Source organism: Wocania arenilitoris, assembly GCF_021728535.1.
Taxonomy (GTDB): domain Bacteria; phylum Bacteroidota; class Bacteroidia; order Flavobacteriales; family Flavobacteriaceae; genus Wocania_A; species Wocania_A arenilitoris.
Window position 1 is genome coordinate 85,487 of the sequence record NZ_JAKKDU010000006.1, and the last position, 13,830, is coordinate 99,316.

11 protein-coding genes, 1 tRNA gene and 2 pseudogenes are annotated in these 13,830 nt (G+C 31.6%); 7 read left to right on the top strand and 7 right to left on the bottom strand.

Annotated elements, in window-relative coordinates:
- Nucleotides 1-11: 11 nt before the first annotated feature.
- From L3X37_RS06355 to L3X37_RS06375, 5 genes and pseudogenes are all read left to right on the top strand, one after another.
- Nucleotides 12-1,235 carry a ComEC/Rec2 family competence protein gene (locus tag L3X37_RS06355; RefSeq protein ID WP_237239333.1) on the top strand — a complete coding sequence of 408 codons (1,224 nt, stop codon included), beginning with the start codon at nucleotides 12-14 and terminating at the stop codon, nucleotides 1,233-1,235.
- Complete coding sequence (locus L3X37_RS06360) at nucleotides 1,235-2,176, top strand: glycerophosphodiester phosphodiesterase family protein (RefSeq protein WP_237239334.1); 942 nt, start codon at nucleotides 1,235-1,237, stop codon at nucleotides 2,174-2,176. Before L3X37_RS06355 ends, L3X37_RS06360 begins: the two co-directional genes overlap by 1 nt.
- A 105-nt stretch (nucleotides 2,177-2,281) precedes the next feature.
- Nucleotides 2,282-3,586 carry an MFS transporter gene (locus L3X37_RS06365; RefSeq protein ID WP_237239335.1) on the top strand — a complete coding sequence of 435 codons (1,305 nt, stop codon included), beginning with the start codon at nucleotides 2,282-2,284 and terminating at the stop codon, nucleotides 3,584-3,586.
- A gap of 10 nt (nucleotides 3,587-3,596) precedes the next feature.
- On the top strand, nucleotides 3,597-4,229 hold the full coding sequence (locus L3X37_RS06370) for an HAD family hydrolase (protein ID WP_237239336.1): 633 nt from the start codon (nucleotides 3,597-3,599) through the stop codon (nucleotides 4,227-4,229).
- Nucleotides 4,230-4,275: 46 nt separating this feature from the next.
- Nucleotides 4,276-4,431: pseudogene (locus L3X37_RS06375) on the top strand (hypothetical protein); the annotation flags it as partial.
- A gap of 11 nt (nucleotides 4,432-4,442) precedes the next feature.
- On the opposite strand, the pseudogene L3X37_RS06380 reads toward L3X37_RS06375, so the two are convergent.
- Both L3X37_RS06380 and L3X37_RS06385 read right to left on the bottom strand, forming a co-directional pair.
- Nucleotides 4,443-4,658 (bottom strand): annotated as a pseudogene (locus L3X37_RS06380) (Arm DNA-binding domain-containing protein); the annotation flags it as partial.
- Nucleotides 4,659-4,897: 239 nt separating this feature from the next.
- A tRNA-Ser gene (locus L3X37_RS06385) sits at nucleotides 4,898-4,982 on the bottom strand.
- Between the two features lie 186 nt (nucleotides 4,983-5,168).
- Between L3X37_RS06385 and L3X37_RS06390 the strand changes: the two genes are divergently transcribed.
- Together L3X37_RS06390 and L3X37_RS06395 are read left to right on the top strand one after the other, a co-directional pair.
- Nucleotides 5,169-5,798 (top strand): NAD(P)H-dependent oxidoreductase, encoded by a 630-nt coding sequence (locus L3X37_RS06390; RefSeq protein WP_237239337.1) that lies wholly within the window; start codon nucleotides 5,169-5,171, stop codon nucleotides 5,796-5,798.
- A gap of 75 nt (nucleotides 5,799-5,873) precedes the next feature.
- A complete protein-coding gene (locus L3X37_RS06395; RefSeq protein ID WP_237239338.1) occupies nucleotides 5,874-7,067 on the top strand; it encodes a DegT/DnrJ/EryC1/StrS family aminotransferase in 1,194 nt (397 codons plus the stop codon).
- A 1-nt stretch (nucleotide 7,068) separates the two neighbouring features.
- Here L3X37_RS06395 and ribB read toward each other — a convergent pair whose 3' ends face one another.
- The 5 genes from ribB to L3X37_RS06420 form a co-directional block, all read right to left on the bottom strand.
- On the bottom strand, nucleotides 7,069-8,211 hold the full coding sequence (ribB, locus tag L3X37_RS06400) for a 3,4-dihydroxy-2-butanone-4-phosphate synthase (protein ID WP_237239339.1): 1,143 nt from the start codon (nucleotides 8,209-8,211) through the stop codon (nucleotides 7,069-7,071).
- A gap of 31 nt (nucleotides 8,212-8,242) precedes the next feature.
- Nucleotides 8,243-10,252 (bottom strand): LptF/LptG family permease, encoded by a 2,010-nt coding sequence (locus L3X37_RS06405; RefSeq protein ID WP_369409877.1) that lies wholly within the window; start codon nucleotides 10,250-10,252, stop codon nucleotides 8,243-8,245.
- Between the two features lie 10 nt (nucleotides 10,253-10,262).
- Nucleotides 10,263-10,898: an outer membrane lipoprotein periplasmic chaperone LolA1 gene (gene lolA1 / locus L3X37_RS06410; protein ID WP_237239341.1), complete on the bottom strand. Its 636-nt coding sequence runs from the start codon at nucleotides 10,896-10,898 to the stop codon at nucleotides 10,263-10,265.
- Nucleotides 10,899-10,968: 70 nt separating this feature from the next.
- A complete protein-coding gene (locus tag L3X37_RS06415; protein ID WP_237239342.1) occupies nucleotides 10,969-13,347 on the bottom strand; it encodes a DNA translocase FtsK in 2,379 nt (792 codons plus the stop codon).
- A gap of 104 nt (nucleotides 13,348-13,451) precedes the next feature.
- On the bottom strand, nucleotides 13,452-13,820 hold the full coding sequence (locus L3X37_RS06420) for a diacylglycerol kinase family protein (RefSeq protein ID WP_237239343.1): 369 nt from the start codon (nucleotides 13,818-13,820) through the stop codon (nucleotides 13,452-13,454).
- Between the last annotated feature and the right edge of the window lie 10 nt (nucleotides 13,821-13,830).

A 13,830-nucleotide genomic window follows, 5' to 3' on the forward strand; every position in this document is an offset into this window, starting at 1 on the left:
CTACATTAATAATGCTTAAAAGAACAATATTTTATTTAATACTTTCCAGTATTTGTTTTTTTTCCTGCAAGCAAAAAACAACAACATTTTTTGCAAATACATTATGGCAACCGGGTTATTTAGATATTCACTTTATACATACGGGTCAAGGCAACAGCTCGTTTATTGTTTTTCCTGACGGTACTACCTTACTTATAGATGCTGGAGAAGCAAAGCCAAGAAACACATATCCATATTATCCACCATTTAATAATGAAAATTTAACCGCGGGTCAGCGTATAGTAAAGTATATAGAGCATTTTTCTCCAAAAGACACTTTAGATTATGCTTTAATAACGCACTTTCACAGCGACCATTATGGAGAGTTGACATCACAAAGTAAGTTATCAAAGAATAATGTATATAAGCTCACTGGAATTACAGAGGTTGGTGAATATATTAAGATTAAAAGTCTTATAGATAGGGGTTACCCAAATTATGAATATCCAATAGATTTAAAAGAAAACGATTCAACATTTTTAAATTATTTAAAATTTATTAAATATCAGAAAGGTCAATATGGGATGAATATAGAAAGCTTAGACCTAGGTAAGTATGACCAAATAAAAATGATGCATAATGCCAAGGATTATAGCAACTTTATAATTGAAAATTTAAAAGTAAATCAGTATATTTTATCAGAAGAAGGCAATAGTATTGAAGAATACAATTTTAATTCACCATTAGTCAATGAAAAAGGGTACTACAATGAAAACCCTTTAAGTACTGCACTAAAAATTTCTTATGGTAATTTTGATTATTATGTTGGTGGCGATTTACCAGGAATAAATGACTATCCCGATTATGATATTGAAAGCGCCATTTCAAAATGTGTAGGAGAGGTTGATGCTATGTCTTTAAACCATCATGGACATAAAGATGCGTCAAATCTAAACTTTTTAAAAACATTAACTCCGCAAGTTATTGCACACCAAGCCATACATGACCCTCATTTTGCCCCAAACGTACAGGCGAATTTATTAAAAACAGATGCAGATGTGTTTACTTTTTTCATGAGTGATAGCATCAAGAATATATATAAAGAACAGGTTAAAAAAAGGTATAAAGGTATTTATGGTAATTTTTTTATACGGGTTTACCCTGAAGGAGAAGAATTTAGTGTGTTTACCATAGACCCCAATAGTAATGAATTTAGGATAAATAACCAGTTTGGGTTTTATAAATCAAGAAAATAATGATAAAAAAAATAATCAAACCATTACTACTTGTAGTAATTATGTTTCAATTCCAGTCATGCAAAAAGCAGGTCAAAAATATAGAGCCAAGTGTTAGTGCCAATGTTCAAACATTAGATAAAATAATTTCCAATTTTAAAGATTCCAATAGAAATGATGTTATCGTAGTTTCTCATCGTGGAGACTGGCGCAATGCTCCAGAAAACTCTTTACAAGCTATCCAAAATTGTATTGATATGGGTGTAGATATGGTAGAAATTGATATACATAAAACTAAAGATGGAAAACTTGTTTTAATGCATGATAAAACCATAGATAGAACAACTACGGGGAAAGGTTTGGTCTCTGAATGGACGCTAGATAGTTTAAAAACATTATTCCTGCGAAATGGAGCAAACCATCCAACACATCATAAAATACCAACATTAGAAGAAGCCATGTTATTAGTAAAAGGAAAAGCGATGATAAACCTTGATAAATGCTATGATTATTTTGATGATGCCTATAGTGTATTAGTTAAAACAGGAACTGAGGGGCAAGTTGTAATAAAAGGCAATGTTACTTTGTCTCAAGTAAAAGAGGAGTTTGGAGAATATTTAGATAAAGTTTTATTCATGCCTGTAGTAGTGCTAGATAATCCAGAGTCTGAAAAAATCATCACAGACTATTTAGAAAATTTTAAACCAGTAGCATTTGAATTTGTATTTAAAGATGAAAGCTCAACAGTATTAAATAGTTTTAAATCAATCAGAGAAAGAGGTTCAGGTATTTGGGTGAATTCGTTATGGGAAAGTCTTAATGCAGGTTACGAAGATGACATGGCTGTAATAAACCCAGATAGTATTTATGGGTGGTACGTAAATAAAGGTGTAAATATAATTCAAACAGACAGGCCTAAACTTTTATTGGATTATTTAAGAAGCAAAGGGCTTCACAATTGAAATGGATTGAGTTAGTTTTTCATAACTAGTTTGAGTTTAGTTTGAAAGGCGCAGTTGAGTAGGCTGCGCTTTTTTAGTACAAACATTAATTAAAAAATTTAAATCATGATGCAATATTTCAAAAAGTCACAATCCATTAAGGTTAAAGAAAATGTAGAAGAGCAAAAGAAGTTATATAAAAAATTAAAATGGCAAGTGTTCATATCTGCAACTTTAGGTTATGGGTTATATTATGTATGTCGATTAAGTCTAAATGTGGTAAAAAAACCTATAGTAGACGCAGGTGTATTAACCGAATCCGAATTGGGTTTAATAGGTTCAGCATTATTCTTTACTTATGCCATAGGTAAATTGACAAATGGTTTTTTGGCAGACTATAGTAACATAAAGCGATTTATGGCTATAGGACTTTTAGTCTCGGCTCTAGCAAATTTAGTAATGGGTTTTACAGGAACTTTTTTATTTTTTGCTATATGTTGGGGTGTTAATGGTTGGGTGCAATCCATGGGAGCACCTTCAAGTGTTGTTTCATTATCACGTTGGTATAAAGATAAAGAACGTGGTAGTTTTTATGGATTTTGGAGTACGAGTCATAATATAGGTGAAGCTTTAACATATATTCTAACCGCCGTAGTAGTGTCTTATTTTGGATGGCAATGGGGTTTTAGAGCAGCTGCTATAGTTGGAATGTTGGGTGCATTGATGATTTCTATTTTCTTCCATGATACACCAGAAAGTAAAGGGTTACCGCCAGTAAATAAAGATTTTGTCAAAAAAGAGGTGTCTACATGGGAAGAACAAAAGGGCGTGTTAAAAAATCCTTATGTTTGGATTTTGGCATTAGCAAGTGCCTTTATGTATATTTCAAGATATGCTGTAAACAGTTGGGGACCTTATTATTTCGAGGCCGCAAAAGGCTATTCGCTAACACAAGCAAATTCATTAGTTGCTATTAGCGCAGTTTGTGGAATTTTAGGAACAGCATCTTCTGGGTTTGTATCCGATAAATTTTTTAAAGGCAGAAGGAATATGCCAGCATTCATCTTTGGATTAATGAATATTTTAGGATTATCACTTTTTCTATTGGGACCCAAAAATGTATGGTGGCTGGATGCGTTAAGCATGGTTATATTTGGATTGGCTATTGGTGCACTAATATGTTATTTAGGTGGATTAATGGCGGTAGATATTGCATCTAAAAAAGCATCGGGAGCTGCATTAGGTATTGTAGGTGTTATGAGCTATGCGGCAGCAGGAATTCAAGATATAGCAAGTGGTTATCTTATAGAAAATAATAAAACCATCATAAATAGGGAAACTATTTATAATTTTGATACGATTAGTATATTTTGGATTGGTGCAGCTATAGTATCAACACTTTTGGCTTTATTAACATGGAAGAAAACATGATTTTTAAAGTATGGGCAAGATAAAAAACATAGTTTTTGATTTAGGAGGGGTCATTATGAACCTTAATGTGCCAAAAACGATTGAGGAGTTTGAACGATTAGGAATAACTAACATTATAAATAGAACTGGACATCATTATACGGATTCTGTTTTTTATGATTTTGAAATAGGAAAAGTATCAGAATTTGAATTTATAGAAAAGCTTAGAAAAATGTCAAGTTTGCAACCATCAAGTGAAGAAATTCAAAATGCATGGAATGCAATGATATTGAATATGCCACAAGAAAGAATTGAGTGTCTTATTAATTTAAAAGAGAAGTACAATATTTATCTATTAAGCAATACAAATAGTATTCATCAAAAAAAGTTTTTAAACGAGGTCAATAAAGAGAATAATTTTTCTTTTAACAATTTATTTATAAAAGCTTATTATTCACATGAATTAGGAATAAGAAAACCTGATGAAAAAGTATTTCGTTTTGTTCTTAAAGACAGTAATTTGAATGCGGAGGAAACTCTATTTATTGATGATTCCATAGATAATATTAGAGTTGCTGAAAAAGCTGGCATTAAAGGATGTTATTTTATTAATGGAAATTTAGAAAGGAATTTAGAAAAGTATAGTATATGCATAAATCACTAGAGTTGAAAAAATGGTGTTACACATAAGATTTACCCACCCACAATAGCGAAGTACAACCGTAAAGAAATTTATGGTTGGTTATGAAATGTTTGGTTCGCCACAGCGTGATATAACAGCGGAAATGGCATCAAAATTAATAAGAGAGAAAACTAACGCAGTAACTGTCTTTCCTTCATCTATAAAGCGCTCTTGTAGTTTTTGAAGCTTATGTCTAATACTGTCAATATATGAGTTGATAGTTCTGGATTCAGCACTAGTACCTTTTAATTTGCCAGTAGTAGAATCCCATTTTTCTATAAGTACCTTTCGTTGAATACTTATCTGTGCTCTTTTGCCATTTACCGTTATACGTGCATAAATAGGGGCTTTACCATCTAAAGTCGCTTTGTTTTTCTGCAAGAAGAAAAGAATAGAAAAAGTGTGATACATCGGTTACCTATATAAATTCTACATAAATATAATGATTTTTATATTTATAACCTACTGTTAATCATAGTATTTATAGGTGTTTAATGAAATTCGGTTCCCTATATAAAAAATCAAAATAGGTAACCGAATAGGTTACTTTTTGATTGATTTTAGTTGATTTAAGATGATAATGCTAAAAATTAAAAAAGCCCTCAAACATAGTGTTTGTGGGCTTTTAGTAGAATTTAGTAAATTCTTAGCGGAGAAAGAGGGATTCGAACCCCCGGAGGTGTGACCCTCAACAGTTTTCAAGACTGCCGCATTCGACCACTCTGCCATTTCTCCAGTGTTTCATCAGGTATTCCCTGAATGCGCGTGCAAATATAGAACCCTTTTTTATTTCTTTCAAATAAAATATCTACTTTTTTAAAATAAAATTTATCTCGTAATGTATTCGTTTAATTTATTTAGCTTCATGGTAAAAAGAAAATTTCAAACCTTATTTTTGTAGCAAAAGATTGTGAAAATATTATGAATACAATAAAACAATTACAATGGCGCTATGCCACTAAAAAGTTTAATGCCGATAAAAAATTAACAGAAAAAAAATTAGAGATTTTAAAACAAGCATTTAACTTAACAGCAACATCTTTTGGCTTGCAAACTATAAGTATGTTAATTATCGAAAATAAAGACATCAGAGCATCTCTAGTTCCTTTTTCGTATCATCAAACACAAGTTTTAGATGCTTCACATTTATTGGTTATTTGCATTCAAAACAACATAAAAAGTAAAGATATAAACAGCTACTATAAAAACATAAAAAATACCCGTAATACCCCAGATAGCATATTAGAGCCGTACAGAAAAAATCTTATAGAAATAATGGCTAGCATGTCTAAAAAACAACGCCAACAATGGTCTAAAAACCAAGCATACATTGCACTTGGCAATTTAATGACAATTTGTGCCATAGAAAACATAGATTCTTGCCCTATGGAAGGTTTTGTCTCAAAAGAGTACGATAGTATTTTAAAACTAAAAGAAAAAGGATTAAAATCTGTATTATTACTACCAGTGGGCTATAGAGCAGAAAACGATATGTTTTCAACATTTAAAAAAGTAAGAAAACCTATTAACGAAACTATTATAGAACTATAATAAGTATTTGTTACTTATACTGATAGCAATTAGGAATCTAACGCAAAAAGCAATATTTAAAAAGAAAAACACATTATGCCAGGATTTGAATTATTTAGTGATTTAGAACGAAACGAAGTTAACGACGTTTTACAAAGTGGTGTACTTATGCGCTACGGGTTTGATGGTATGCGAAACGGCCATTGGAAAGCCAAAGAACTAGAAAAACAATTAGAGCAGCAATTACAAGTAAAACACGCCCAGTTAGTATCTAGCGGAACTGCAGCAGTATCTGTAGCTTTAGCATCTGCAGGAGTAGGAGCAGGAGATGAGGTTATTATGCCAACGTTTACTTTCGTGGCAAGTTTTGAAGCCATTATGATGCTTGGAGCTGTTCCTGTTTTAGTAGATATCGATAATACCTTAACACTATGTCCTAATAAAGTTAAAGAAGCAATAACACCTAAGACAAAGGTTATCATGCCAGTACATATGTGTGGTAGTATGGCAAACTTAGAAGCTCTTCAAGATATTTGTAAAGCACACAATTTAATTCTTATAGAAGACTCTTCACAAGCCACAGGAGCAACATATAAAGGAAAACCACTAGGAAGTATTGGAGATTTAGGCTGTTTGTCACTCGATTTTGTAAAAATAATTACTGCAGGAGAAGGAGGTGCGGTACTAACAAATAATGAAGACTATTATAGACATGCAGATCATTATTCAGATCATGGCCATGACCATGTAGGTAATGACAGAGGAGCAGAAACCCATCCGTTTTTAGGTTATAATTTTCGAATCTCAGAATTACATGCCGCAGTTGGTTTAGCACAATTAAAACGTTTAGATGAGTTTGTGTCAATTCAAAAGAAAAACTATACCATAATTCGTGAAGCGCTTTCAGAAGTTTCAGAAATTACTTTCAGAACCGTTCCAGAAGGCGGAGTAGAAAGCTATTCCTTTTTAAGCTTCTTTTTGCCAGATTCAGAAATTGCAACAAAAGTGTCGCAAACATTCAATGCAAATGGCGTAGATGCATGCTGGAATTATTATAATAACAGTTGGCATTACATTAGAGAATGGCAACATCTTAAGAACATAAAGTCGTTATATCCAATCTCTGAAGAAGTAAAAAATGGTTTAAACTATCTACAATCAAAAACTTTTGAACAGTCAGACCACTATATTTCTCGAAATATATCCTGCTTAATAAAACTATCTTGGACAGAAGCTGAAGTAGAGCAAAGAGCTTTAAAAATGGTTGAAGCTATAAAAAGCAATTTATAAATTAATATTTTACATAATCTACAATTTCTAAACCATAGCCAATTAATCCAACGCGTTTGGTTTGAGTATTAGAAATTAAACTTAATTTATGAATATTTAAATCGTGAAGTATTTGAGCTCCTATGCCAAAATCGCGATTATCCATATTTATTTTTGGTGCTTTTGTAATTTTATTAGGACTTTGATTTTTCTTTAAAAAAGACAAACGACTTAGGATATTCATGGATTGCGATTCTTGATTTATAAAAATAATAGCACCTTTACCTTTGGCGTTTATTAGCTTAAACATATTGTCTAATTGCTTGTCTACATTATTAGTTAGTGTACCAAGAATATCATTGTTAATTAAAGTAGAGTTAATTCTAGTAAGTACAGGTTCATTATCTTTCCATTGTCCTTTTGTTAAGGCTATATGTACTTGATTATTAGTAGTTTGTTTGTAGGCTCTTAAACGAAAACTTCCAAAACGAGTTTCAATCTCAAAATCTTCTTTTTTCTCAATTAAAGAGTCGTGTTGCATTCTATATGCTACTAAATCTTCAATAGAAACAATTTTTAAATCCAATTTTTTTGCCACCTCAATAAGCTCAGGTAAACGTGCCATAGAGCCATCTTCATTCATTATTTCAACAATAACGCCTGCTGGTTTTAAACCTGCTAAACGCGCAAAATCAATGGCTGCTTCGGTATGTCCTGTACGACGTAAAACACCACCTTCTTTAGCTACTAACGGAAATATATGTCCTGGTCTTCCTAACTCAAAAGGTTTAGTTTCTGGGTTAATTAAAGCTTTAACGGTTTTAGCTCTGTCGCTAGCCGAAATACCTGTTGTAACCCCATTTCCTCTTAAATCAACAGAAACAGTAAAAGCCGTTTCCATGGGGTCGGTATTATTGCGCACCATCATATTAAGTTGTAACTCTTTACATCTGTTTTCTGTTAGTGGAGTACAAATAAGTCCTCTTCCATGGGTTGCCATAAAGTTTATCATTTGTGGAGTAGCCATGTCGGCAGCAGCTACAAAATCGCCTTCGTTTTCACGATTTTCGTCATCTACAACAATAATAACTTTGCCATTCCTTATATCGTCAATAGCTTCGTGTATGGTATTTAGTTTAAACTCTGAAGTTGTGTTTGTTGTCATAGGTTCTAAAATCATAGTACAAAGATATTGCTTATTTTAAACAGTCTAAGCAGTTTTGTTTTAAGTCCTCATTAATTTTTACATTTAAAAAAGGAAAAACTAACATGTATAGTGGTATGCCGAGTATTAAAATGATAATATTTGGATACTTTTCTTTTTTATTGATATGCTTATAAAAACGGGTTAAATTAATAACAGATTTTAAATAATAAACAATGTATAAAAACAATGAAACAATACTTAATTGTATAGATGCCGATTGTAAGGATGGCAATTTATTGTTTTTAAACACAAAGAATAATAGTAATAAAACAATACCAATATTGTATAAAACTATAGCGAATTTTGAGTGTGCTTTGTAGTTAAAAGAAATAGTTTTAGAGGTATTAAACGTTTTGTTAATGGTTATTCCACTATCTCTTAATTCATTTATTTCAATACCCCTTGAGTTAAGAATTTTAATAGCTTCGTAGCGACTATCTTCGTGATGACCAAGTGAATCGAAGTTTTTAATAACGTTAATTAATTCTTCATTTTTATAAGCATGAAGAAACTTGTAACTAATACCGTCTTTGGGTTTAATATTGAATATCTTTTTAAGTGGCTCTAGAATATTACCAACTTCAAATAAACCTTTATCAGCAGTTGCTCTTTTGGTTAAAAACACACCTAAAGGAAACATAACTAGCGTGGAAAACCAACTGGCGAGTATGGGATTAAAATCGCCACTTTTAGCACTATTTGTTGCAAAAATGCCTATAAAATGGTACGTTAAGAATAAAAGTATAGCAATTACCATAGGCAATCCAATACCGCCTTTTCGAATTAAAGCACCAAGTGGCGCACCAACAAAAAACAAAATAACACAAGCAAAGCCCAAGGCAAATTTTTCATGAAAAGAAATAATGTGTTTATTATAATTTTTTTTGAATTCTTTTTGGCCAGCTCTTTTTGTTTCTAAAATCTGCTTTGTGCTTGTTACATTTCTTAAAGCTAAATCTAGTAGTTGTGTTTTTTGTTTTGTTTTAAATAAATCTAAAATCTCACCATTATAAATAGAATCTGTTTCCAAATTTATAGTATTTTTAGAAGTCGCTTTTAATTTAATTGAGGGTGTTGTTATGTTTTTTAATTTAGATATGTTTGCACGTAAATACATACTTTTAGAAAGAGTTTCATGCTCATTACTTCTTTTTTCTATAAGTGAATCTATGGTGTAATTTAATTCGCTTAAATTGAGCATGTTATATCTATCAGTGGTAGATTTATCATCAATATCTACATTGTTATTAATCTGTGATAAATCAATATTTATAGTGTATGTATCGAACTTACTTTTAACAAATGGGCTTTTGCTTCTTTCTTTAAAACTTTTGCGAAAAAGATCATTGTAATAGTTTCCGTCAAATAAAATTAGTTTCAAGACTTTTGAAGTTTCTTTGCTTTTAAATTTACCTGTTTTAGATTTTATTAATCTTGTATTTTTGTTTTTATCTTGTCCTTTAATATGTATTACAACATTGTTTAAAGAATAATCACCTTCCTTTCCAGTTTTATTTTCAAATTTTATGTTGTAATCTCCAACCTCATTAAATTGTCCAGCAGCTAAAAGCATTTCTGGTTTTAACTTGGCTATATTTTTGCGTAAATTAAGTGAGTTGTATTCTGCCCAAGGAATTACATTGTTTGAAAACATAAAAGTTGTAAAACCTAATATGGCAATAAATATGCTAAGTCCAGACATGGCACGTTGTAGTGAAATCCCTGTAGATTTCATAGCTGCGAACTCGTAATTCTCTGCAAAACTACCAAACACCATTATAGACGATAGCAATATGGTTAGCGGTATCACTAAAGGAATAAGTTTTGGCATAAAATATACCAAGAACTTAACAACCACAACCATATCTAAATCTTTACCAGCGAGTTCTTTTATGTATAGCCAAATGGTTTGTAAAACAAAAATCAGCATGAGAATAATAAACACGCTGAGAAAAGTTTTTAAATAGGTTATTAGTATGTAACGGTCAAGTATTTTCACGAAAAGTTACCTAATCTAATTTATTAATATAATAATCTGCATATTTATTAGCATCAAAGGTAAATAAGGTTTTTGATAAAGGTTCGTTTGTTTTAAAAGAATTAACAGTAAGCGTAGTTTTTGTACCATTTTTACCTATTTGAATCAGGTTGTAAATGTGCTTAGTTTGTTTGTCGATACCTAAAAGAATATGCTTAATTTCAGAGTTTGAATCAATTGGTGTTAATTTTACGTACTGTACTTTTCTGCCTTTTATGTTTTGCTCAATATCCATAGCATACATATAACCGTCTTCGTAAAACGATAACATTTTGCTTGGTGTAATATTGTCTTCTTCATCGGTATTATCAGATGAAATGGTAACTTCTTCATCTTCTGGACTAATGCTATACATGGTTTTTCCATCAAAAAGGCGTGTAATTCCAAGAATGTTTAACCTATATTTTTCACCTTGCATTACTACATCACCACGGGTTTCTTGTTTTATGTTTTCAGAAGTATTTTCAAGCACATATTTAAAGTCTATTGAAATATTTTCGTAGTTTTTTACTTTGGCTGAAACTTCTTGTAATAAAGTTTTTCCATTGTTTTGTGAGAAAGCACTAACTGAAAGTGTAATTAATAAGATGCTAATAATTCTTTTCATTGAATAATTTTTTTAAAATTGATAACCAAACCATTTTATTTAGAGAGGTGTTTTTATTGTTAAATATCTGTTATAGGCTTTCATTTTCTATATGCTGATCGAGTGCTGCTAAATCTGGAATTAAAACTTGTCTGGCTTTACTGCCTTCAAATGGTCCAACAATACCTGCAGCTTCTAATTGGTCTATTATTCTTCCAGCCCTATTATACCCTAATTTTAGTTTACGTTGTAATAAAGAAGCCGATCCTTGTTGTGCGGTAACAATAACAATAGCGGCATCTTTAAATAGCTTATCTCGATCTGAAATATCTATATCAAGACTTGTGCCACTTTCTTCTCCAAAATATTCAGGTAATTGGTAAGCATCTGGATATGCTTTTTGAGACCCAATGTATTCGGTTATTTTTTCAACTTCAGGTGTGTCAACAAAGGCACATTGAATACGAGTAATATCATTTCCAGAAGTATATAGCATATCACCACGACCAATAAGTTGGTCTGCTCCAGATCCATCTAAAATGGTACGTGAATCAATCTTACTAGTTACTCTAAATGCAATACGCGCAGGGAAATTAGCTTTAATTATTCCTGTAATAACATTAACTGATGGGCGTTGCGTAGCGATAATTAAATGAATACCAATGGCACGTGCTAATTGGGCCAAACGCGCGATAGGAGTTTCTACTTCTTTTCCTGCGGTCATTATTAAATCTGCAAACTCATCAACAACTAAAACGATATAGGGTAAAAATTGATGACCATCGTTGGGATTTAATTTACGTGCTTTAAATTTTACATTGTATTCTGCAATATTTCTGCATAGGGCATTTTTTAATAATTCGTAACGATTGTCCATTTCAATACATAATGAATTTAATGTATTAATTACTTTGGTATTATCGGTAATTATAGCTTCCTCGCTATCTGGTAATTTTGCTAGATAGTGACGTTCAATTTTATTGAAAAGCGTAAGCTCTACTTTTTTAGGATCGACTAAAATAAATTTAACTTCAGCAGGATGTTTTTTATACAAAAGTGATGTTAAAACCGCATTTAAACCTACTGATTTACCTTGACCCGTAGCACCCGCCATAAGTAAGTGAGGCATTTTAGCAAGGTCCACAACAAAGGTTTCGTTGCTAATGGTTTTACCTAAAGCAATAGGTAATTGCATTTCGGAAGTTTGAAATTTTTTAGAAGCAATTACCGAACGCATGGATACAATGGTAGAGTTTTTATTTGGCACTTCAATTCCAATAGTTCCTTTACCTGGAATTGGTGCTATAATACGAATGCCAAGTGCAGATAGCGATAAGGCAATATCGTCTTCTAAATTTTTTATTTTCGAAATACGAATACCAGCTTCTGGAACAATTTCATACAATGTAACGGTTGGACCAATGGTGGCTTTTATGCTAGCAATACCTATTTTATAATTACTTAAAGTTTCAACAATTTTATTTTTGTTTTCTTCAAGTTCTGCTTGATTAATGGTGATGCCTTCTGTATCGTATTTTTTTAGTAGCTCTAGAGGTGGAAATTGATAGTTACTCAACTCTAGCGTTGGGTCGAATTGCCCAAAGTCTTCAACTAATTTGTTGGCTAAATTGTCAGTTTCAGATTGTTCCTCGGCATTTTTTTCAATTTTTATTTCTATATCTTCTTCTTCCTCAGCTACTTTTACTTCTAAAGGTGTTTCAGCTTTAGGTTCAGATTTTTTTTCACTAATGGTTTGCGTTTTATCTTTTAAGGGGATGTCAAAAGCCGTTTTAATAGCTTCGGCTTCTTCAGATAAATTATTGTCTAGTGGAACTGAAAACTCTTCATTTGCTTGAGAAAATTCATCGTTAATATCTTTTTTAGCGGATTTAAAAAGCTTTGTAATACTTTGAAATGTAACTTTAAATCGGATTGCTAAGTATGTAATTAAGCCAAATAGAAGTAGGAGCGAAGTTCCAATTTTCCCAATGTAATCTTGAAGAAAATCATTTATTTCGAACCCGATTGTGCCACCAAGAATATCATTTTTACTACCAAAAAAACCAAAAAGAACGGATAACCATATGATAATTAAAATGCTCCAAAACCAATGTTGACGCAATTTTGCTTTGGCAATATCCATTAACACATAAACGCCAGAAATAAATAGTAATCCAGAAAATATAAATGATGCTACACCAAAACCACGTTGTATAAATAAATCGCTCAACCAAGCACCACTTTTGCTTAACCAATTTTTTGTTTCGGTTTCTCGCGATGTAAAATTTGATAAACTACTTTGATCTGCTTCTCCAGTAAAGAAAAAAGAGATAAAAGCAATGCACATTAAGATGCCTAAAATAAGTAGTAAACTACCTAATACCAACTTTTGCTGGCTAGACAACTTAAAATTAGGTTTTTTAATTTTTGGTTTAGATGCTTTGGTAGTTTTACTTTTTTTCTTAGCCATATTTACTTTCCGCGAAAGCGTAAATCTTTTAGTTTTAAATTGAGTTATAAAACAACTCGACAAAAATACAAATTACTAACGTTTATCCTAAGGGTAATAGTATATTAAAAAATCTTTGGCATATAAATAATAAGACCAATGATAATTGTAAAAATACTAGCAATAAATACTGCGCCAGCAGCAATATCTTTTATAAAGCCTATTTTTTTATGTTGCCCTGGATGCATAAAATCTGCTATTTCTTCAATAGCTGTGTTTATGCCCTCTACGCTCATAACTAAACCTATGGATAGTAATTGAATAGTCCATTCGGTAGTAGAAATTTTAAAGTAAAAGCCTGCTACGGTTAGCAATAATGCAATTACAAATTGAATTTTAATACTTGCCTCTGTTTTTAGCAATAAAACAGCGCCTTTAAAAGCGTAACCAACACTTTTTAATCGGTTAACCAAGAACGATTCTTTTTTACTCATTGATTTTTTA

Excerpts from the sequence above, each read along its gene's own strand:
- L3X37_RS06355 (WP_237239333.1), top strand. The coding sequence starts at position 12 with ATGCTTAAAAGAACAATATTTTATTTAATACTTTCCAGTATTTGTTTT.
- L3X37_RS06360 (WP_237239334.1), top strand. The coding sequence starts at position 1,235 with ATGATAAAAAAAATAATCAAACCATTACTACTTGTAGTAATTATGTTT.
- L3X37_RS06365 (WP_237239335.1), top strand. The coding sequence starts at position 2,282 with ATGATGCAATATTTCAAAAAGTCACAATCCATTAAGGTTAAAGAAAAT.
- L3X37_RS06370 (WP_237239336.1), top strand. The coding sequence starts at position 3,597 with ATGGGCAAGATAAAAAACATAGTTTTTGATTTAGGAGGGGTCATTATG.
- L3X37_RS06390 (WP_237239337.1), top strand. The coding sequence starts at position 5,169 with ATGAATACAATAAAACAATTACAATGGCGCTATGCCACTAAAAAGTTT.
- L3X37_RS06395 (WP_237239338.1), top strand. The coding sequence starts at position 5,874 with ATGCCAGGATTTGAATTATTTAGTGATTTAGAACGAAACGAAGTTAAC.
- ribB (WP_237239339.1), bottom strand. The coding sequence starts at position 8,211 with ATGACAACAAACACAACTTCAGAGTTTAAACTAAATACCATACACGAA.
- lolA1 (WP_237239341.1), bottom strand. The coding sequence starts at position 10,898 with ATGAAAAGAATTATTAGCATCTTATTAATTACACTTTCAGTTAGTGCT.
- L3X37_RS06415 (WP_237239342.1), bottom strand. The coding sequence starts at position 13,347 with ATGGCTAAGAAAAAAAGTAAAACTACCAAAGCATCTAAACCAAAAATT.
- L3X37_RS06420 (WP_237239343.1), bottom strand. The coding sequence starts at position 13,820 with ATGAGTAAAAAAGAATCGTTCTTGGTTAACCGATTAAAAAGTGTTGGT.